Here is a 17,721-nt window from a genome sequence, read left to right as displayed (position 1 = left end):
ATCCGGTATGGCCGGTGTGCAGCATTCCCGATGTGCTGTGCGTCGATCACGGATCGGATTTCACCAGCCTCCACCTCGAACAGGCTGCGGCCGATCTTCGTCTCCGCCTGATTTACTCTGCCGTCGCGCGTCCACAGGGGCGCGGCAAGATCGAGCGGCTGTTCCGCACCATCGACACGGAGTTGCTGGCAGAATTGCCGGGCAATCTCCGCAACGGCAAACCCGTTTCGCCTCCTCGCCTGACGCTTCCGGGACTGAACGCCGCGATCGGCGCTTACATCGTGGCGATTTACAACGTCCGCCCGCACCGCGCGATCGGCGTACCGCCTGTGGATGCGTGGCGTGGCGATGGCTGGCTTGCCGCGGATGCCGGAAACATTGGAGGAACTGGGCTCGCTGCTGGTCATGGTCGCCAAATCTCGCATCGTCCACCGCGACGGCATCCGTTTCGAGGGGCTGCGCTATTTCAATCCTACGCTTGCCGCCTATGTCGGCGAGCCGGTGACGATCCGCTACGATCCGCGTGACGTGGGCGAGGTTCGGGTGTTCCATCGCAACGTCTTCCTGTGCCGGGCCGTCAGTCCTGACCATGCTGGCCTGAACATCATGCTCAAGGATGTCCGATCCGCCCGGCTTGCCTATCGCCGTCGCCTGCGAAGCGAGATCGGAGAGAGGAAGGCCCGCGTTGCGGACTATTTGCCCGCGATCCTGCGGCCGACCGGTTCCGGCACGGCACAAACTCCAACGCCGAAACCCGCATCTGCCACGCCCCCGAGGCCACACGGACCAAGCCGCGCCTCCGTACCTATTACGAGGGCGAGTGATGGCAGACGGCAGCGCCCGCGCCGCCAGCTTCATCTCGACGCAGGAACATCGCCGCTTCACCGAATTTGCCAACGCCGTCCGCAAGCACCGCTACATCGGCTTATGTCACGGCACAGCCGGCGTCGGCAAAACGCTGTCCGCGCGACGCTACGCACGCTGGGACGGCGCAGTCGATCTGCTCATGGCCTGGGGTGCGCGGCAACCGTCCGACCTCAAGATATATGCGGACCTCGCCCGTGCACGTACCGTGTTCTATACACCGACAGTCGGCAGCACGCTGCGCGAGCTTCGTCAGGACCTGCCCCGCCTCATCGATCGGGTCGATATCTGCATCGATCAGCATATCCGGCCCAAAGACCGGATCATCGTTTCGCCTCGCAACAAACATTCCGTCGAATTGCTGATCGTCGACGAGGCCGACCGCCTGTCCAACACGGGGCTGCAATATCTGTGTGACCTGTTCGACCGGCAGGGCATTGGCCTGATCCTGATCGCGATGCCGGGCATCGAAAAGCGGATAGAACGATACCCCCAGCTTTTCAGCCGTGTTGGCTTCGCCCACCAGCAGTACCGGCCGTTGCAGGATGAGGAGCTGACCTTCGTGCTGACACGGCGTTGGCGCGACCTCGGGCTGGCGATGGACGAAGCGGATTTCACAGACGCGCAGGCGGTCGCCACCATCGTGCAGATCACCGGCGGCAACTTCCGCTTGCTCCACCGCCTGTTCGTCCAGATCGAGCGCATCTTGCGGATTAACGGTCCGAACGCGATCACCGGCGACGTGATGGAAGCTGCACGCAGCGCCCTCGTGATCGGTGTCACTTAGCGCTGACAGACCGTGCCAATCAGCGCTGATATCTACACTGCTGGATCTGCTGATCGACCAGAACCGCTAAAGGCATACCGTCCGCGCAGGGCAAGGCACGCCTGGCCGGGATCGAGCGGCGCGTGGCCAAGGTCCGCGGGGACGGTGCCGTGGCGCGCGCCGATTCGCCGCAGGACCTGCCGGCCGCGTACTGGCGTGCATTCCATAAAATCGATCCGGTGGCCGCCGTGCTCGCCCTGCAACAGCCGGTGCTGTGGCTGCAGGGTGAGCGCGACTTCCAGGTCACCGCACCGGACTGGCAACGCTGGCAGCAGGCGCTGGGCAAGGACCCGCGCGCGCCCCTGCACCGCTATGCGCAGCTCAACCACCTCGGCATCGCCGGCAGCGGCGCGGCCATGCCGGCCGAGCACGGACAGCCCGGCCATGTCGACCCGCAGCTGATCGCCGATACCGCGCAGTGGATCCGCGCACAGCAGTGACCGCCATGCACACTCCCCACACTCCCTCCCGCGCCACGCCTGCCGCCCGCGACACCCCGCCGCCCCGCCCGGCGCCGGCCGCTGCTCGGCCTGTGGCGGCCGCTGCTGCTCGCCGCCGGGCTGGTCGCGGCAGTGGGCCTGTCCAGCCCGGACCGCGGCCATCGCCTGCACTGGGCCAGCCTGATCCTGCTGCCGGCGACCGGCACGGTGCTGAGCCTGCTGTACCTGCGCCGCGGCATCCGCCTGGATGGAGCGACCCTGCTGGTCCGCTCCAGCATGTTCACCTCGCGCACCGACGTCGTGGCGATGGACCTGGCGCGTGCGCGGGTGGTGGACCTGGCCGAACACGGCCAATTCGCGCCGACCCGCAAGACCATCGGGCTATGGCCTGCCCGGCTTCCAATCCGGCCATTTCCGCATGCGCAACGGCGCACGCGCGTTCTGCCTGCTCACCGACGCCAGCCGCGTGCTGGCGCTGCCGTTGCGCGACGGACGCTGGCGGCTGCTGAGTCCCGAGCAGCCGCGGCAACTGCTGCAGGATCTGCAACGGCTGGCCGCGCACCGCGGTTAGCCCTACCCTGTGCGGATGCGCCCCGCTCCCGCCCTGTTGCTCAATACCGAGTGCATCGAACTGCTGCCGGCCGCGCTACTGCGCGCGCGCAGCAACGCCGACGCGCGGCTGCTCGCGCAGGCGACCTGGCTGCTGCGGCGCAAGTGCGACGGCCGCTACCTCGCCGTCGCCTCCGCGCACGGCATGCACGCGCTGCTGCCGCGGCTGATGCACGAACCCGGCATCGACGCGGCACTGGACCGCCTCGACGCCCTGCCCCTGCGCCGGCAACCCGACGCCGCCGCGCTGCTGCCGCTGAGCGCCTTGCACGAACGCCTGGCCGGCCTCGGCCTGGATGCCGAGGACTACGCGCGCGGCACCGGCCTGTCGATCCAGGCCGAACCCGCCACCCTGCACGCCGCCGGCCGCGACCGTTACCGGCGCCCGCTGTGGCTGAGCGCCGGCGCCGCGCGCGCCTGGCACGCGCTGCAGCGCGCCGCCGCGCGCGACGGCGTGGTGCTGGAGGCGATCTCCGGCTACCGCAGCCACGCCTACCAACTGGGCATCTTCGCGCGCAAGTCCGCGCGCGGGCAGAGTCTGCAGCAGATCCTGCAGGTCAATGCCGCGCCCGGCTACAGCGAGCACCACAGCGGCGACGCGCTGGACATCGGCACACCGGCCGAGCCGCCGGCCGAGGAGAGCCTCGAGCGCACCGCGGCCTTCGCCTGGCTGCAGGCGCACGCCGCCGGCTTCGGCTACCGGATGAGCTATCCGCGCGGCAATCCGCACGGCATCGTCTACGAGCCCTGGCATTGGCGCTGGCATGCGCCGCCGCAGGCATGAGCCATCCAGCGCCCGGCGCTCGGCCGCCTGGCGCGCCCGGCCGCGTGCGCCCGGCCTGGCGCGGCTAAAGGCCAGGGATGCCGCTATGGTCTCGACGCAACCAGCAGATTCACGCATGGAACAGCCCCCTACTCCGCCCCTGCTGCCGGCGTGGCCGGCGCCACCGCCATAGCGCCGACGAAGCGCCCGACCACCTCCTGCGCAGCATTCGCGCCGGCTGGATCGCCGCCGCGCTGACCGCGCTCGCATCGCTGATCCTCGGCCTCGCCGCCGTGCGCCTGGGCAACGCCGCGGTCGGGATCGGCACGCTGGTGGAGAGCCTCATCTTCGCTGGCCTGGGCTACGGCATCCACCGCAAGAGCCGCGCCTGCGCAGCGGCCGTGTGTGCTACTACGCACAGGGCAAACGCCTGCTCTTCAACACCGGCAAGTTCGACGGCGCCGTGATCGCGACCATCCCGACCATCATCCACCCGCGGCACTTACCAGTACCGGCGCTGGCTGCAGCGCGAACGCCGGTTCCCGTCGGCGCAGCGCCCGCGCCTGAGCGACGATCCGCTGTTCCGGCCACCCGCGTCCGCCGCTGCGCCGACGGACGGCGCCACCGCATGGTCACGCCAGACGCAAGCGTAACGGCGCGCCGCCGTGGTCCCTGGCGACCACGGCGACGGCGACGGCGAACACCAGGTTTCCCGGCTGGAGCATTTTCGACTCTGCTATTTGCAGCCAGTGCAGTGTTCTGGGAGCGACCTCAGTCGCAAATGGCTCTACCTCTGTAAAGCTCGTCGCGACTGATGGCCCAAGGCCGCGCGGAGTCGCTCCCACGAGTGGCGTCACTTGGATCGAAAGTGCTCTAACGCCGCGCGCTGGCGGCGCCGTTCGCGGCCGCCCCAGCGCTAGGCCCGCGCGGCGCCGCTACTGCTGCGAGCGCGGTGTCGGCGCCGCCGCATCGGCGATGCGCCACAGGTAGAAGCTGGCATAACTGCGGTACGGGCCCCAACGTTCGCCGCGGGCCAGCAATTGCTTCGGGGTCGGCGCCAGCGCCAGCGTGTCCACGCGCTGGGCGCCCTTGCGCACGCCCAGGTCGTCCACCGGCAACAGGTCGGGACGGCCCAGGCGGAACAGCAGCAGCATCTCCACGGTCCAGCGGCCGATGCCGCGGATCGGCAGTAGCGCCGCGACGATCGCGTCCTGGTGCATCGTCGCCATCTGCCGCAGGCCGGGGATCTCGCCGGCCGCCTCGCGCCGCGCCAAGTCGCGCAACGCCAACGCCTTGTTGCCGGACACGCCGCAGGCGCGCAACCGGTGATCGTCGATCCGCGCCAGCGTGTCGGCGTGCAGCCGGGTGCAGCCGATCGCCGCCTCGACCCGGCCGACGATGGTCGCCGCGGCCTTGCCGCTGAGCTGCTGGAACAGGATCGCGCGGGCCAGCGCATCGACCGGGTCGAAGCGCCTGGACCAGCCCGGCTGCGGTTCGATCGGGCCGATCCGGCGCATCCACGCGCCGAGCTTGCGGTCGCGCCGGCACAGGTGGTCGTAGGCGGCCTGGGTGTCGAATCCGCGCCGATAGCGGGGCATGGGCGTCAGCGCCGCAGCGCGTCCAGCGCCCACAGCAGCCAGCCCAGCATCAGCGTCACCCCGCCAACCGGAGCCAGCCGCGTCGGCCACTGCGCCAGCGCGTTGCCGGCCAGACTGCCGGCGAACAGCAGCGTGCCGAGCAGCAACAGGCCCAGCGCGGCACGGCCGAGCAGGCGTTCGCTGCCGCGGCCGAGCGCGGCCAACGCCAGGCCGTGGCCGAACGCGTACAGCGCCGCGGTCTGCAGATGCGATTGCGCCAGCGGCGCGGCCACCGCGTGCGCGGCGTACGCGGACAGGCCGATCGCGGCGGCCGCGAGCACGCCGCCGGCGCTGGCCAGCCAGGACGGCTTGCGCGAACGACGATCGAAATTCAGCATGACGATGCTCCGTTCCGGCCGGTGTTCCGGCCCCATGAACGCAACGCGCCGCAAGAAGCGGCGCGTTGCGTGGTCACTCGTCCATCGGGGCGACGGCCTACTTGATCGCCCAGTAGATGTCGTACGCGCCTTCCGGCGAGAACGACTTGTCCACGCCGCCCTTCCAGGCTTCGTACGGACGGTCGGTCACGTCGTAGCCGCTGGTCGCGGCCCAGGCGCGGACCGCATTGCGTGCCGCATCCAGGCCCGCCATGTGGCCGCTGTAGCGGGCGAACGCGGAACGGTGCGCTTCGGTACGCAGGTAGGTGACCGGCGCGCCCTGCGGGATGGTCGGCTTCAGCGGCTCGCCGCTGGCGGCGACCGGAGTCGCGTCGACCGGGGCAGCAGGCGCGGCCGCGTCGTCCTTCTTCGCTTCCGGCTTGGCCGCCGCACCGGGCTTCGGCGCGCCGCCAGCGCGCTTGCGCACCGGCTGGGCCACGTCGAACGCGTACTTGTCGGCGCCGAAATCGGTGGTGACGATGCGCACCGGGCCGGCCGCTTCCAGGCCGTTGGCGTCCATCACCCGCTTGATCCATTCCTGGTTGTCCTTGATGGACTTCTTGATGGCCTCATTGTCGCGGTCGATGTTGCCGGCGTTGACCACCAGCAGATCCTCGGCCGGGACGTCGACGACCTTCAGGTCCTTCAACGGGGTTTCCTCGGCGCGGTAATCGACGTTCGGCACCGTGGCCAGCACGTTGCCCAGCCGCGACAGGCCCAGCTTGATGTCGTCGCCGACATGGCGGCTGACGTACAGGCCGGCGTAGCGACCGAACAGGTCCCAGCCGTACTTGACCGTGTAGTCCTGGGTGATCTTGACGTTGCGGCCGCTCTTGCCGGTCGGCTCGAGCTTGAACGACGTGGTCTTGCCGCTGCCCTTGCTCTCGTCCTCGATGCCGATGACGACCTGCTTGTTCTTTTCGGTCGACGTGATGGTCCAGCTGCCCTTACCGATGTAGCCCTCGGCGGAGGTGTAGTCCAGACGGGCGCCGACGCCGGCTTCGGGGCCGGAAAGCTTCAGCTGGATACGCGGATCGCGCAACACCAGAGGGTTCCAGTCCTTGAATCGACGCAGGCTGTTCATCGTGTCGTAGACGATGGTCATGCGCCGATTGGTCTCGACGCTCTCGGACATGTGACGCTCCGAGGGCAGCACCAGGCCGACGATGACGAACAGGCCGGCCACGATCCCCAGTGCGATCAGGAACTCGATAATACGGGTCATTCAGGAGGTCTCCGGGGCCGGTCCCACGGCCGGGTTGATGAAGCCAAGCGCGCATCCTAGCAGGCTTCGCGGCTCGTGGTCAGCCGATGGCGGCGCGCAATCGGGCATGCTGGCGAAAACGCCGCGCACAACCCCGCGGCGGCGGCGCGCGAGCGACCAGACCATTGCCGCCCGGGCAGTGGCGGACAGGCCCGTCGCCGCACCTCGCGGTGCGGGCAGGCCAGACACGGCGAGGCGTTTGCGCCGGCCCGCGGGCGACGCCGCCGGGCGCGGCGGCCAGACCAATGAGGTAATGACCCATCGGTTTGTGCACAGGTCATGCGGTTAATGTAGCGGCCTAGGTGCCATCAGGTGTCGTCATCTTCAGTGCCTGGCGGGGCCGTTGCCGGTTGCAGAAGCCGATCCAGTCGCCGATCACGCGCAGGGCACGGGCCTGGCTTTCGAATCGGTGGCGATGTGCGCATCGTTCCTTCAACGTGCCGATCACCCGCTCCACTCTCCCGTTCCGCTGCGGGCAATGCGCGGCGATGAACTCCCGCTTCCGTCCGTCGCTGCGCCCCCGGCGGGTGCAGTCCCCACGGGTGAAGACCAGGCCCTTGTCCGAGCGCAGCAGGAACCGGTCCTGGACCCGGCCCAGCATGCCGAACCGGGTGATCAAGGCCTGCTCCGGAGCGGCGGCAGCGGTACTGGCCTTGCCGGTGCGCGACAGGTGCCAGCCCAGCCGTTGCCGGGTGCGGCAGCCGCTCACCCGTGCCAGGCTTAGAGCACTTTCGACGGTAGCGCCTCGATCCGAGGACGCTGGCCCACCGGGCGCTTGCGGACCTGCCAGCCCTTGCGCTGGAAGATCCGCTGCACCGTGTGCTTGTTCATCCCCAACAGCCCGGCGAGCGTCCGCGGCACCCCGTTCCCGCATGGCCTCGCCGTCGGCCCGCTGTCGTTGCTTGAGCTGGCGCTCGTACTGCTCGCGCACCTCCTCCGGCTTGGCCCGCAGGGCGTTCTCCAAACTCCGCTTGCCCTCATCGATCCCGCCCTCGATCTCGTTGGGTGTCAGGTCGAACCGCCGGCTGGCGGCGGCCACCGTCGGCTTGCCCTGGATGATTTCCAGCACCAGCGCCGACTTGCGCCGGGCCGTCCAGCGCTTGATCTGTTCTTCGTCCATCATTTCGCCCATCGGTGTCTCCTCGGTCGAAACCAACACCTGAGCAGAAATGCAGTGGGTCATTACAGGCCCGGACCGCCTCCGGGTGCGGCACGCCTGCCGCTTCGCTCGTCGCGACTGATGGCCTGAGGCCACCCGGAGTCGCTCCTACAAGGGCGGCTCGCGCGCCCGCGAACGCCCGGCGCGCTGCGCCGGGCGGGCATCCTGCCCGTCACACCAACTGCAGCTCGAACGCCTTCAGCACCGCGCGGGTGCGGTCGCGCACGCCGAGCTTGGACAAGATGTTGGACACGTGGTTCTTGATCGTGCCCTCGGCCACGCCCAGCGAGTTGGCGATCTCCTTGTTGGAGAAGCCGCTGGCCATCAGCCGCAGGATCTCGGTTTCGCGGTCGGTCAGCGGGTCGGGCCGGTCCAGGCTGACGAAGTCGTTGCGCATGTGCTCCAGGCCCGACAGCAGGCGCTGGGTCACCGCCGGCTGCACCAACGAACCGCCGGCGGCCACCGCGCGGATCGCGCCGACCAGTTGTTCCAGCGAAACGTCCTTGAGCAAGTAGCCCTTGGCCCCGGCCTTGAGCCCGGCCAGCACCAGTTGGTCGTCGTCGAAGGTGGTCAGGATGATGGTCGGCGGCAGCATGCCGTTGCGCGACAGCATCTGCAGCGCCTCCAACCCGGACATCGCCGGCATGCGCATGTCCATCAGCACCACGTCCGGCTTCGCCTGCGGGATCAGCGCCACCGCCTGGCGGCCGTCGTTGGCCTCGGCGACCACCTCGATCCCGCCATCCAGCGCCAGCAGCGAGCGGATCCCTTGCCGCACCAGGGTTTGGTCGTCGACCAGGCAAACACGGATCATCGCAGCACTCCTTGTGGAACGGCGGGCGGCAACAACGCAGCCGCGCTCGGGACCGCGGCGCGCAGGCGAAAGCCCACACCCGGCGGCGCATCGATCTCCAGGTTGCCACCATACTGGCTCAGCCGCTCGCGCATGCCGCACAAGCCGTTGCCGGGCAGCAGGGTCGCGCAGCCGCGGCCGTCGTCGCGGGCCTGGATCACCACCAGCGGGCCCTCGCGGCGCACCTGGATCCACAGGTTGTCGGCCTGGGCGTGGCGCACCGTGTTGGTGATGATTTCCTGGGTGCAGCGCAGCAAGACATGCGCGCGCGCCGGGTCCTCGACGGTCAGCGGCTCCTCCACCTGCAGGTGGATCTGCAGCGCCGGCACCTGTTCGGCCAGCGGCCGCAAGGCGGCGGCCAGGTCGATCGCGCCGCTGTCGCGCAGCTGGCTGACCGCTTCGCGCACGTCGGTCAGCAACAGCTTGGCCAGGGTATGCGCCTGGTGCACGTGCTCCTGCGCACGGCCCTCGGTGATGTGGCCGGCCACTTCCAGGTTCAGGCTCAGCGCGGTCAGATGGTGGCCGAGCAGGTCGTGCAGTTCGCGCGAGATGCGGGTGCGTTCGTTGATCTGGGCGCTTTGAGCAAGCAGCGCGCGGGTCGCTCGCAGTTCGGCGTTGACACGACGTTGCTCATCGCGTGCACTGGCCTGCTGCTTGGCGACGTAAGCGGTAGTGAACACTAAGCCGGAAAAACCGACATACAGCAGCGCCTGTACGATCGCGAGCACAAGCGGTACGTGCATAGGTCCTGCGAACAGCGGGATGAAGGCAAGACTGCCGAGCAATATCCATGCAAGTCCTACCGGCATAGGCAACAACCACGGCAGCAAGCCAGCCAGCACCATCAACATCACACTACCGAGCGACGTCTCCGAAAAATAGCTGACTCCGATTGCACACAGCGTCATCTGGAACAAGATGACATGGTCGCGCAGCCTAGGCTCACGCATCCCGACGTCATGTGTCAGCCACCAATAGCCGACACCGAAGGCAAGAAAACACAGCAACCACGGGAGTACCGTCACCCAGACTAAGTTGTCGCCAAACTCTTTGAGGTACTCCGGATCGAAAAACAAGTTGAGCAGCCAGCACCCGACTAGCGCCCAAGTGAACATGCCGACAAATCGGAGCAAACGGATGTGGCTCAGGCGTTGTAGCATTTCCGCATCCTAGAGGACAGCCGACTCCTCCGCCTGCTCCAGAAGTCACACAAGGAAGTCATACAAGACGATAAGCGCAATTGATGCAGCTTGCCGCCATTTTTGTTGCATTCAGCCGTTTTTACGCATGTCCGCTGCAATCATGCCTCATGCCCGGGCAGACAGCATTTGAAAGACTTCCGAGGCGGCGGCTCCGTAGCCGCGCTAAAACCGGTTGCGCCTGTGGGCTCAGCCTGCGCCAAGCGTGCTCCCGCCAAGGTTGACACTGCAAACAAAACGACCAGGATCGAACGCATAAAAATATCTCTATTACAGTCCAAATGCCGCACGTGTATCATACACGATGCGTCCAATCCGCAAGGAAGCAGACCCATTGTGTAATGCCACCCATACCTGAGGTGGACGCCCTTGCATCTCAAGGATACGCCCCGTCAACCAAGAGGTAGGCACACGACTGTGCGGATGAACTTATACCCCCTCATGCTCACACATGCGACAATCCAGCTTGCGGCCCGCACTCGGCAGGTCATGCGCAGCAGCTTCCGGAGTTCCCACGAATGTCGATCGTCATCCGCGACGTGCGCGAGCACGAGCTCGATTCGGTCCTGGCCCTGAACAACAACGCCGGACTGGCGATCCTGCCGCTGGATCCGGCCAGGCTGCACCGCTTCTACGAGACCGCAGAATACTTCCGCGTCGCCGAGCGCGACGGCAACCTGGCCGGCTTCCTGGTCGGCTTCGGCGCCGACAGCGACCACGACAGCAGCAACTTCGCCTGGTTCCGCGAGCGCTACCCCGCGTTCTTCTATATCGACCGCATCGTGGTGGCCAGCCGCCGCCGCGGCGGCGGCGTCGGCCGCGCGTTCTATGCCGACGTGCAGAGCTATGCCGAGCTGCGCTACCCGCAGCTGGCCTGCGAGGTTTTCCTGGACCATGGCGCGGACGCGGCGCTGCTGTTCCACGGCAGCTTCGGTTTCCGCGAAGTGGGCCAGAACACGATGAACGAGGTGGAGGTGCGTGCCAGCATGCTGTTGAAGGATTTGTGCAGTTACGCCTGGGTCCGCGAGACCTACGGCGACCAGTTGCCCGACCTGCCCTGGGTCGGCCATGCCCGCCGCCTGCAGCGGGCGCCGCGCCTGATCGGGACCTGAGCGTGTCGTCGGTGAATCCGGATTTCGAGCAGGCAGGCGAACTGAAGATCGGCCAGGTCGGCATCGCCAACCTGCGCATCCGCACCCTGGACGTGGCGCGTCTGGCCCAGGAGATGCGCGAGCGGGTGCAGCGCGCGCCCAAGCTGTTCGGCCGCGCCGCGGTGATCATCGATTTCGGCGGCCTGGCGCAGGCGCCCGACACCGCCACCGCGCGCGCGCTGCTGGAGGGCCTGCGCGAGGCCGGCGTGCTGCCGGTGGCGCTGGCCTACGGCACCCGCGAGATCGAGCAGCTGTCCGAGGCGCTGGGCCTGCCGCTGCTGGCCAAGTTCCGCGCCCAGTACGAGCGCATCGGCGGCGGCGCCCCCGCTGCCGCGCCCGCCCCGGTGTCGCCGCCGCCCCCGCCGCCGCCCGCTCCGGCCGCGCGCCCGCAACCGGGCCGCATGCAGAAGACCGCGGTGCGCTCGGGCCAGCAGCTGTACGCGGAGAACTGCGACCTGACCGTGGTGGCCACGGTCGGCGCCGGCGCCGAGGTGATCTCCGACGGCAGCATCCACATCTACGGCAGCCTGCGCGGACGCGCGCTGGCCGGCGCACAGGGCAACACCGAGGCACGGATCTTCTGCCGCGACTTCCACGCCGAACTGGTGGCCATCGCCGGCCACTACAAGGTGCTGGACGATGTTGCCAAGGACCTGCGCGGCAAGGCCGTGCAGGTCTGGCTGGAACAGGACCAGATCAAGATCGCCGCGCAAGACTGACGCGGCCCCATCACTGAACGTATCGGGAGACATTCCTTTGGCTGAAATCATCGTAGTCACCTCCGGCAAGGGCGGCGTCGGCAAGACCACCACCAGCGCGAGCCTGGCCTGCGGGCTGGCGCGGCGCGGCAAGAAAGTCGCCGTGATCGACTTCGACGTGGGCCTACGCAACCTCGACCTGATCATGGGCTGCGAGCGCCGGGTGGTGTACGACTTCGTCAACGTGGTGCACGGCGAGGCCACGCTCAAGCAGTCGCTGATCAAGGACAAGCGCTTCGACAACCTGTTCGTGCTGGCCGCCTCGCAGACCCGCGACAAGGATGCGCTGACCCAGGACGGCGTGGAGAAGGTGCTCAAGGATCTGGCCGCCGACGGCTTCGAGTACATCGTGTGCGATTCGCCGGCCGGCATCGAGAAGGGCGCGTCCCTGGCGATGTACTTCGCCGACCGCGCGGTGGTGGTGGTCAATCCGGAAGTCTCCTCGGTGCGCGACTCGGACCGCATCATCGGCCTGCTCGACTCCAAGACCCGCAAGGCCGAGCAGGGCCAGGGCGTGCCGGCGTTCCTGCTACTGACCCGCTACAGCCCGGGCCGGGTGGAAGGCGGCGAGATGCTCAGCATCACCGACGTGGAGGAAGTGCTGGGATTGAAGGCGATCGGCGTGGTCCCCGAGTCCGGCGACGTGCTCAACGCCTCCAACAAGGGCGAGCCGGTGATCCTGGACGGCGAGTCCCCGGCCGGTCAGGCGTACGACGACGCCGTGGCCCGGATCTTGGGCGAAGATCGCCCGATGCGCTTCATCTCCGTGGAGAAGAAGGGCTTCTTCACCAAGTTGTTCGGAGGGTGAGCATGGGACTATTCGGCTTCCTCAAGACCAAGAAGAACACCGCCGAAACGGCCAAGAACCGCCTGCAGATCATCATCGCGCAGGAACGCAGCCACCGCGGCGGCCCGGATTACCTGCCGCTGCTACAGCGCGAACTGCTGGAAGTGATCAAGAAATACGTCAACATCGACGCCGACGCGGTCAAGGTGGACCTGGTCAAGGACGGCGAACACGACGTGCTCGACATCTCGGTGGCATTGCCGGAAGGGCCGACGCCCTGAGTGGCGCAGCGCGCACCGGCAGCTGATGGCGGCCGCGGCGCGCGGCTTGCGCCGTGAGCCACACGAGCTGCAGCGCATATCTGGCCATAGCGTCCCGGCGCCGGTTCGATGCATCACGCTGGCTCCTGTTTCAGACCCGCCCTTCCTCATCCGCCGCCGATGCAGACCGCCGACTCCCGCCCCGCTCCCGCCGCCCAGGTGCTGACCGTCGGCGCCATCGGCCTGGACGCGCCGCGCGCCTTGCTGGCCGGCCATGGCCTGCGCCTGCACCGGGTCGCCGACGACGCGGCGATTCCCGGCAGCTACTGGGGCGAACCGGAAGCCGGGGTGATCGCCAGCGACGTGTACGTGCGCGACGACACGCCGGTGCACTCGCTGCTGCACGAGGCCTGCCACCTGATCGTGCTGCCGCCGGAACGGCGCGCGCGGGTGCATACCGATGCCACCGATTCGGTCGAGGAAGAAGACGCCGCCTGCTACCTGCAGATCGTGCTGGCCGACGCGCTGCCCGGCGTCGGCAGCGCGCGACTGATGGCCGACATGGATGCGTGGGGCTACACGTACCGGCTGGGCTCCACCCGCGCCTGGTTCGAACAGGACGCCGAGGACGCGCGCGCCTGGCTGCTGCAGCGTGGACTGCTGCCAGAGTAAGTTCCCCCGGCAAGGCCGGAGGTACCTTCAATGCTTGCACAGCGCTGCTGCTTGCATACGTCGCGCCTCGCTCATCCTGGCAGCGGCTGCCACAGTCGCACATGCCACATGCGTGCGGCAGCTCTCACTGGCCCGCACGACGCAAGCGCCGAACCCCGGTCGGCTGCGCATCAGCGCGCGCAGCCCGGACCGCCGAAATAGAAACCGCCACTGTGCATTTCCGGCGCCAGGCCGATGCCGCTCACGCCGGTCGCCGCCGGCCCGCTGATGCCTGCCAACGCCAACGTATAGCAGGCCGGATAATCGATCGTATAGGCCGACAATCGGGTGACCGCATGCGCCGCCAGGCTGCCGTCGCGATAGAAATGATTGGCCTGGAAAGCGGCTTTGCGATAGCCAGCGGAGGCGAATGCGCCGCTGCCCATCGGGGTGCTGGGGGTGAGATCGTTGGCGTAGATTTCGCCACCTGCGCTGAAGCCCACTGCCGAACTGCCAGTCGCCAGATCGCCGGAGTACAGGTTGGCCTTGTAATAGCCGATCCAGGTCCCGTCCAACATCAGCCACCAGTTGCCGCCCGAATCGCGTTGATACTCCACGCTCATCAGCGTCTGCTTGCCGCCGCTGGCGCTGTACCGGTTCGCCACATAGGGAGTGCCCAGCACATTGCCCGAGACGACTTGCACGAAATCGCCGCACTCCAGATTGTGGCAACCGGTCGCGGTGTAGCCGTCCTGGGTGGAGTAGATGAAGGTGATCGACTTGTTACCCCAATCCCGATACGACGGCCGCAGCTGCCAACCAACTTCCAGCGTCTGCTGCAGCTGTGAGGCGCTTTCACCGAAGATCCATATCTGGCTGATCGACATGTAGTCGTTGCTCGACCGGAACGTCGGCGTCCAGATATTGAGATCCGCGCCCGCGCCACCGATCGGGCTGCCCTGGGTATCGGCGAACACGGATGCGTAATGGTGGCCGTTGGAGGCATCGGCAGCGAGGCCGGCGCGATCGTCGCGGGTCGGTTGCTTGGCCAGGAATTCGCTCAGGTTGCGCGCCTCGGCAAGATCCTCGATGCCGATACGCTCCAGCGACACGGTGCCCTCGTTACACTCTCTATTCTCGTCGCTATCTCGCTGCTTGGCCGCGACGCTGCCGGACTGTCCCGCGCTCGGCGGTAGCGCGACGCGATCCACGCCGCGCAAGCCGGGCTGCTGCAACAGCGGAATGCAGTCGAAGGCATGACCATCGGCATACAGCGTGCGCACGACAGTCAGACCGTTGTAGCGATTGTAGAGATAGCGCTGCATCTGCTCGAACGCGGCACGATCGGCCACCTTGGCCGTCGTCGGCAGCCGCTCGAACGGGAGCGCCGCATCGCGCTGGCGGAAGCGCGCGAATTCGTCGGTGACGCTGGGGAACGCGAGGTCCGCCACTCCTTGCCGGACACGCACGTCGGCGGCCTTGGCCAGCCCGATCTGCGGCACGGCAGGCGCGGCCCGCAGTGCAGGCATGACGCGATCGACATAACGATCGGAAGCGGTGTCCGCTTCCGCCGCCAGGCCCTGCTGCAGGCTGGTGGCGGCGAACGCCAGTGCCGTCAAACAGGCGGCGGCGCGCCTCTTGCGCTTCATTGAATCCACGGCACGCATCGCACACATGATGGCTCTCTAGTCACTTCGGACGAGATTGCAGCATAGGAAAGGCGATCGATCGCGGCTTGTCGCGATTCGCTGCTGTGGACGGGAAAAATGCCCAATGGCACAACCGTCGCATCGGGTAGACAAGTAGCGGCACCAACGATGTTCCCATTGCTGCACGCCGCAGGCTGGTCCGACGCGCGCGTCTGCCGGCGCGTCCGTTACCCCGCGCCAACGTCCTTCAATGCCGAGCTCAGGTCCAGCGTCGCCCGCGTGCCCTGTCCCGCGTCCGAATCCAGCCGCAGCGCCCAGCCCAGGTGCTCGCACAGGCGCGCGATCAGGTCCAGGCCGATGCCCTCGCGGCTGCCGCCGCGGGCCATGCGCATGTAGATGGCGCTGATCTCCTCCGGCGTCATGCCGTGCCCGGGGTCGTCGATGCGCACCACGCCCGGCGCCGGCATCGCGATCTGGATGCGACCCTGGTCGCTGTTCTCGATCGCGTTGCGCAGCAGGTTGCCGATCGCCGCCTGCACGATCGCCAGCGGCGCCAGCACCTTGCACGGCGGCAATGGCGCCAGGACCAGTTCCAGGTGCTTATCGGCACACAGGTGGCGATGGTCCTCGACGATGTCCGGCAGCAACTGGTCCAGGCGCACCAGATCGCTGCCGCGCGCCAGCCGCGCCGGGTCCTTGGCCAGCACCAGCAGCAGCGAGATCAGTTGCCCCACGCCGCCGGCGGTGCGGCGGATGCGCAACAGTTGGTTGCGTGCGCTGGGCGGGACGCCCGGCTGTTCCAGCGCCAGTTCGGCGGCGCCGCCGATCACCGCCACCGGCGTACGCAGTTCGTGGCTGGCGCTGTCGATGAAGGCGCGCTCGCGCTCGACGAACAGGTCGTTGCGCAACAGGTAGTCGTTCAACGCATCGGCGATCACCACCTGCTCGGCGCTGGCCCGCGGATGCACCTCGATGCGCTGGCCGGGCCGGTCCGGGCGCAGGCCGCCGATGCGCTGCGCCATGTCGGTGAGCGGCTGCACCACGCGGCCCAGGCCCCAGGCCACCAGCGTCCCGAGCAGCAGCACCGCGATCACGTTGGACAGCAGCATCCACAGCGCCAGGCTCCTCTCGTGCTTCTGCAACTCGGTGATGTCCAGCGCAAGCGCCAGGCGACGGCCGCCCACGTCCTGCACCAGTACCACCTTGTCGCGGCCTTGCAGCGGCACGTCGTCGTGCAGGCCCGGCGCCAGCGCCGCCACCGTCGGCGGCAGTGGCTGGCCGCCTTCGTCGCCGTACAGGCTCACGGTGCGGGTGTCGATCCAGCGGTAGTCCGGATCGACTGCGCTGCGCGCCAGGAAATGTTCCAGCTCGGAGCTCAGCAGCGAGTGCCAGGTCAGCTGCTCGGCCTGGTCGTTGACGATATAGCCATGCACGAACACCGCCAGCGACAACAGCGCCGCATAGCCGACCAGCCACAGGCTGACCCGCCGGCGCAGCCCGGTCCTACGCGGCATGCTCTTGCTCGTGCGGCCCCACTTCGGCGAGCCGGTAGCCGACGCGCGGCAGGGTGTGGATCAGCTTGGACGCGAACGGGCCGTCGACACTGCGCCGCAGGTCGTAGATATGCGAGCGCAGCATGTCGCCGTCCGGCGGCTCGTCGCCCCATAGCGCATGCTCCAGCCGGTCGCGGGTGACCGCGGCCGGGCTGGCCTGCATCAGCACTTCCAGCAACTTGCGGCACGCCGGGTACAGGTGCAGCAGGCGGCCGCCGCGGGTCGCCTCCAGCGTGCCCAGGTCCAGCTGCAGGTCGCCCACCCGCAACAGCTTGCTGCGGCCGCGGCCGTTGGCGCGCAGCAGCAGCGCTTCCAGCCGCACCTCCAGCTCCGGCAGCGCGAACGGCTTGGTCAGGTAGTCGTCGGCGCCGGCGCGGAAACCGGCGATCTTGTCCGGCAGCTCGTCGCGCGCGGTGAGCATGATCACCGGCACCTCGGCGTGGTGCTGCTCGCGCATGGCGCGCAGCACCTGCGGCCCGTCCAGGCGCGGCAGCATCCAGTCCAGGATCACCGCGTCGTAGCGCTGGGTGGTGACCAGGTGCAGGCCGGTGACGCCGTCCGGCGCCGCGTCCAGGGTATGGCCGCGGACCTCGAAATAGTCGAACAGGTTCGCGACCAGACTCCGGTTGTCCTCGATGACCAACAGTCGCATGGCACTCGCTCGCATTCCGGGACGACGGGATGCACCATGCTAGCGGATGTGCGTCGGAGCGCGGTCGGAATACTGCCTCTTGCAGGCCGCAGCGACGGGCCGGACCCGCCCGGCCGGCGGGTCCGCGGCGCCGTGGCCGCCCACCGCACGGCTCGTGTCCAGCCAGGCGGACCGCCGCTGCCGGACGCGATCCGTCCGCACAGTCCAGCCTGGCATCCATGCAGACCAGGCAGGCACGCCCGCTTCCGCGCCACGGCTCGGCGCAGCGA

19 protein-coding genes and 1 pseudogene are annotated in these 17,721 nt (G+C 68.1%); 11 read left to right on the top strand and 9 right to left on the bottom strand.

Features of this window, described 5'->3' with window-relative positions; all coding sequences use genetic code 11:
- Window positions 1-333: 333 nt before the first annotated feature.
- The 6 genes and pseudogenes from G4Q83_RS24360 to G4Q83_RS00900 form a co-directional block, all read left to right on the top strand.
- Window positions 334-513, top strand: a pseudogene (locus tag G4Q83_RS24360) (Mu transposase C-terminal domain-containing protein); the annotation flags it as partial.
- A gap of 310 nt (window positions 514-823) precedes the next feature.
- Window positions 824-1,651 (top strand): AAA family ATPase, encoded by an 828-nt coding sequence (locus G4Q83_RS00920; RefSeq protein WP_128420283.1) that lies wholly within the window; start codon window positions 824-826, stop codon window positions 1,649-1,651.
- Between the two features lie 122 nt (window positions 1,652-1,773).
- Entirely contained in the window at window positions 1,774-2,130 is a 357-nt protein-coding gene (locus tag G4Q83_RS00915; RefSeq protein ID WP_246432224.1) for an alpha/beta hydrolase, read from the top strand.
- Window positions 2,131-2,548: 418 nt separating this feature from the next.
- Window positions 2,549-2,701, top strand: a complete 153-nt coding sequence (locus G4Q83_RS22810; protein ID WP_246432223.1) for a hypothetical protein — start codon at window positions 2,549-2,551, stop codon at window positions 2,699-2,701.
- A 15-nt stretch (window positions 2,702-2,716) separates the two neighbouring features.
- Window positions 2,717-3,523: a M15 family metallopeptidase gene (locus G4Q83_RS00905; protein WP_128420284.1), complete on the top strand. Its 807-nt coding sequence runs from the start codon at window positions 2,717-2,719 to the stop codon at window positions 3,521-3,523.
- A gap of 77 nt (window positions 3,524-3,600) precedes the next feature.
- Window positions 3,601-3,969, top strand: coding sequence for a hypothetical protein (locus G4Q83_RS00900; protein WP_128420285.1), 369 nt, complete (start codon window positions 3,601-3,603; stop codon window positions 3,967-3,969).
- Between the two features lie 468 nt (window positions 3,970-4,437).
- On the opposite strand, the gene G4Q83_RS00895 is transcribed toward G4Q83_RS00900, so the two are convergent.
- The 6 genes from G4Q83_RS00895 to G4Q83_RS00865 form a co-directional block, all read right to left on the bottom strand.
- Window positions 4,438-5,100 (bottom strand): DNA-3-methyladenine glycosylase family protein, encoded by a 663-nt coding sequence (locus G4Q83_RS00895; protein ID WP_128420286.1) that lies wholly within the window; start codon window positions 5,098-5,100, stop codon window positions 4,438-4,440.
- Between the two features lie 5 nt (window positions 5,101-5,105).
- Window positions 5,106-5,477, bottom strand: coding sequence for a DUF423 domain-containing protein (locus G4Q83_RS00890; protein ID WP_128420287.1), 372 nt, complete (start codon window positions 5,475-5,477; stop codon window positions 5,106-5,108).
- Between the two features lie 97 nt (window positions 5,478-5,574).
- Window positions 5,575-6,741 carry a polyketide cyclase gene (locus G4Q83_RS00885; protein ID WP_128420288.1) on the bottom strand — a complete coding sequence of 389 codons (1,167 nt, stop codon included), beginning with the start codon at window positions 6,739-6,741 and terminating at the stop codon, window positions 5,575-5,577.
- A gap of 337 nt (window positions 6,742-7,078) precedes the next feature.
- Entirely contained in the window at window positions 7,079-7,912 is an 834-nt protein-coding gene (locus G4Q83_RS24355; RefSeq protein ID WP_246432222.1) for an integrase core domain-containing protein, read from the bottom strand.
- Window positions 7,913-8,111: 199 nt separating this feature from the next.
- Window positions 8,112-8,753 carry a response regulator gene (locus tag G4Q83_RS00870; protein WP_128420289.1) on the bottom strand — a complete coding sequence of 214 codons (642 nt, stop codon included), beginning with the start codon at window positions 8,751-8,753 and terminating at the stop codon, window positions 8,112-8,114.
- Window positions 8,750-9,952 (bottom strand): sensor histidine kinase, encoded by a 1,203-nt coding sequence (locus G4Q83_RS00865; RefSeq protein ID WP_128420290.1) that lies wholly within the window; start codon window positions 9,950-9,952, stop codon window positions 8,750-8,752. Before G4Q83_RS00865 ends, G4Q83_RS00870 begins: the two co-directional genes overlap by 4 nt.
- 557 nt (window positions 9,953-10,509) lie before the next feature.
- On the opposite strand from G4Q83_RS00865, the gene G4Q83_RS00860 reads away from it, so the two are divergent.
- From G4Q83_RS00860 to G4Q83_RS00840, 5 genes are all read left to right on the top strand, one after another.
- Window positions 10,510-11,103 (top strand): GNAT family N-acetyltransferase, encoded by a 594-nt coding sequence (locus tag G4Q83_RS00860; RefSeq protein WP_128420291.1) that lies wholly within the window; start codon window positions 10,510-10,512, stop codon window positions 11,101-11,103.
- 2 nt (window positions 11,104-11,105) lie between these two features.
- Entirely contained in the window at window positions 11,106-11,861 is a 756-nt protein-coding gene (minC, locus tag G4Q83_RS00855; RefSeq protein ID WP_185817313.1) for a septum site-determining protein MinC, read from the top strand.
- Window positions 11,862-11,898: 37 nt separating this feature from the next.
- Window positions 11,899-12,708, top strand: coding sequence for a septum site-determining protein MinD (gene minD / locus G4Q83_RS00850; protein ID WP_128421047.1), 810 nt, complete (start codon window positions 11,899-11,901; stop codon window positions 12,706-12,708).
- A 2-nt stretch (window positions 12,709-12,710) separates the two neighbouring features.
- Window positions 12,711-12,968 (top strand): cell division topological specificity factor MinE, encoded by a 258-nt coding sequence (minE, locus tag G4Q83_RS00845; RefSeq protein ID WP_128421046.1) that lies wholly within the window; start codon window positions 12,711-12,713, stop codon window positions 12,966-12,968.
- A 159-nt stretch (window positions 12,969-13,127) separates the two neighbouring features.
- A complete protein-coding gene (locus G4Q83_RS00840; RefSeq protein WP_128421045.1) occupies window positions 13,128-13,619 on the top strand; it encodes a hypothetical protein in 492 nt (163 codons plus the stop codon).
- Between the two features lie 170 nt (window positions 13,620-13,789).
- Here the strand turns inward: G4Q83_RS00840 and G4Q83_RS00835 are convergent, their stop codons facing one another.
- The 3 genes from G4Q83_RS00835 to G4Q83_RS00825 all read right to left on the bottom strand — a co-directional run bounded on the left by G4Q83_RS00835 (window position 13,790) and on the right by G4Q83_RS00825 (window position 17,452).
- Entirely contained in the window at window positions 13,790-15,274 is a 1,485-nt protein-coding gene (locus tag G4Q83_RS00835; RefSeq protein ID WP_128421044.1) for a neprosin family prolyl endopeptidase, read from the bottom strand.
- 200 nt (window positions 15,275-15,474) lie between these two features.
- The gene (locus tag G4Q83_RS00830; protein ID WP_128421043.1) at window positions 15,475-16,761 is read right to left on the bottom strand and encodes a sensor histidine kinase; all 1,287 of its coding nucleotides are present in this window, start codon (window positions 16,759-16,761) and stop codon (window positions 15,475-15,477) included.
- A complete protein-coding gene (locus tag G4Q83_RS00825; protein WP_128421042.1) occupies window positions 16,751-17,452 on the bottom strand; it encodes a response regulator transcription factor in 702 nt (233 codons plus the stop codon). Before G4Q83_RS00825 ends, G4Q83_RS00830 begins: the two co-directional genes overlap by 11 nt.
- Window positions 17,453-17,721: the final 269 nt, after the last annotated feature.

This window comes from Xanthomonas theicola (assembly GCF_014236795.1).
Lineage (GTDB): Bacteria > Pseudomonadota > Gammaproteobacteria > Xanthomonadales > Xanthomonadaceae > Xanthomonas_A > Xanthomonas_A theicola.
Note: the sequence above shows the minus strand (reverse complement) of the source record. Positions and strands in the feature narration are given on the sequence as shown.

Excerpts from the sequence above, each read along its gene's own strand:
- G4Q83_RS00840 (WP_128421045.1), top strand. The coding sequence starts at position 13,128 with ATGCAGACCGCCGACTCCCGCCCCGCTCCCGCCGCCCAGGTGCTGACC.
- G4Q83_RS00905 (WP_128420284.1), top strand. The coding sequence starts at position 2,717 with ATGCGCCCCGCTCCCGCCCTGTTGCTCAATACCGAGTGCATCGAACTG.
- G4Q83_RS00895 (WP_128420286.1), bottom strand. The coding sequence starts at position 5,100 with ATGCCCCGCTATCGGCGCGGATTCGACACCCAGGCCGCCTACGACCAC.
- G4Q83_RS00835 (WP_128421044.1), bottom strand. The coding sequence starts at position 15,274 with ATGTGTGCGATGCGTGCCGTGGATTCAATGAAGCGCAAGAGGCGCGCC.
- G4Q83_RS24355 (WP_246432222.1), bottom strand. The coding sequence starts at position 7,912 with ATGGGCGAAATGATGGACGAAGAACAGATCAAGCGCTGGACGGCCCGG.
- G4Q83_RS00825 (WP_128421042.1), bottom strand. The coding sequence starts at position 17,452 with ATGCGACTGTTGGTCATCGAGGACAACCGGAGTCTGGTCGCGAACCTG.
- G4Q83_RS00865 (WP_128420290.1), bottom strand. The coding sequence starts at position 9,952 with ATGCTACAACGCCTGAGCCACATCCGTTTGCTCCGATTTGTCGGCATG.
- minE (WP_128421046.1), top strand. The coding sequence starts at position 12,711 with ATGGGACTATTCGGCTTCCTCAAGACCAAGAAGAACACCGCCGAAACG.
- G4Q83_RS00885 (WP_128420288.1), bottom strand. The coding sequence starts at position 6,741 with ATGACCCGTATTATCGAGTTCCTGATCGCACTGGGGATCGTGGCCGGC.
- G4Q83_RS00920 (WP_128420283.1), top strand. The coding sequence starts at position 824 with ATGGCAGACGGCAGCGCCCGCGCCGCCAGCTTCATCTCGACGCAGGAA.
- G4Q83_RS22810 (WP_246432223.1), top strand. The coding sequence starts at position 2,549 with ATGCGCAACGGCGCACGCGCGTTCTGCCTGCTCACCGACGCCAGCCGC.
- G4Q83_RS00830 (WP_128421043.1), bottom strand. The coding sequence starts at position 16,761 with ATGCCGCGTAGGACCGGGCTGCGCCGGCGGGTCAGCCTGTGGCTGGTC.
- G4Q83_RS00860 (WP_128420291.1), top strand. The coding sequence starts at position 10,510 with ATGTCGATCGTCATCCGCGACGTGCGCGAGCACGAGCTCGATTCGGTC.
- G4Q83_RS00890 (WP_128420287.1), bottom strand. The coding sequence starts at position 5,477 with ATGCTGAATTTCGATCGTCGTTCGCGCAAGCCGTCCTGGCTGGCCAGC.
- G4Q83_RS00870 (WP_128420289.1), bottom strand. The coding sequence starts at position 8,753 with ATGATCCGTGTTTGCCTGGTCGACGACCAAACCCTGGTGCGGCAAGGG.
- G4Q83_RS00900 (WP_128420285.1), top strand. The coding sequence starts at position 3,601 with ATGCCGCTATGGTCTCGACGCAACCAGCAGATTCACGCATGGAACAGC.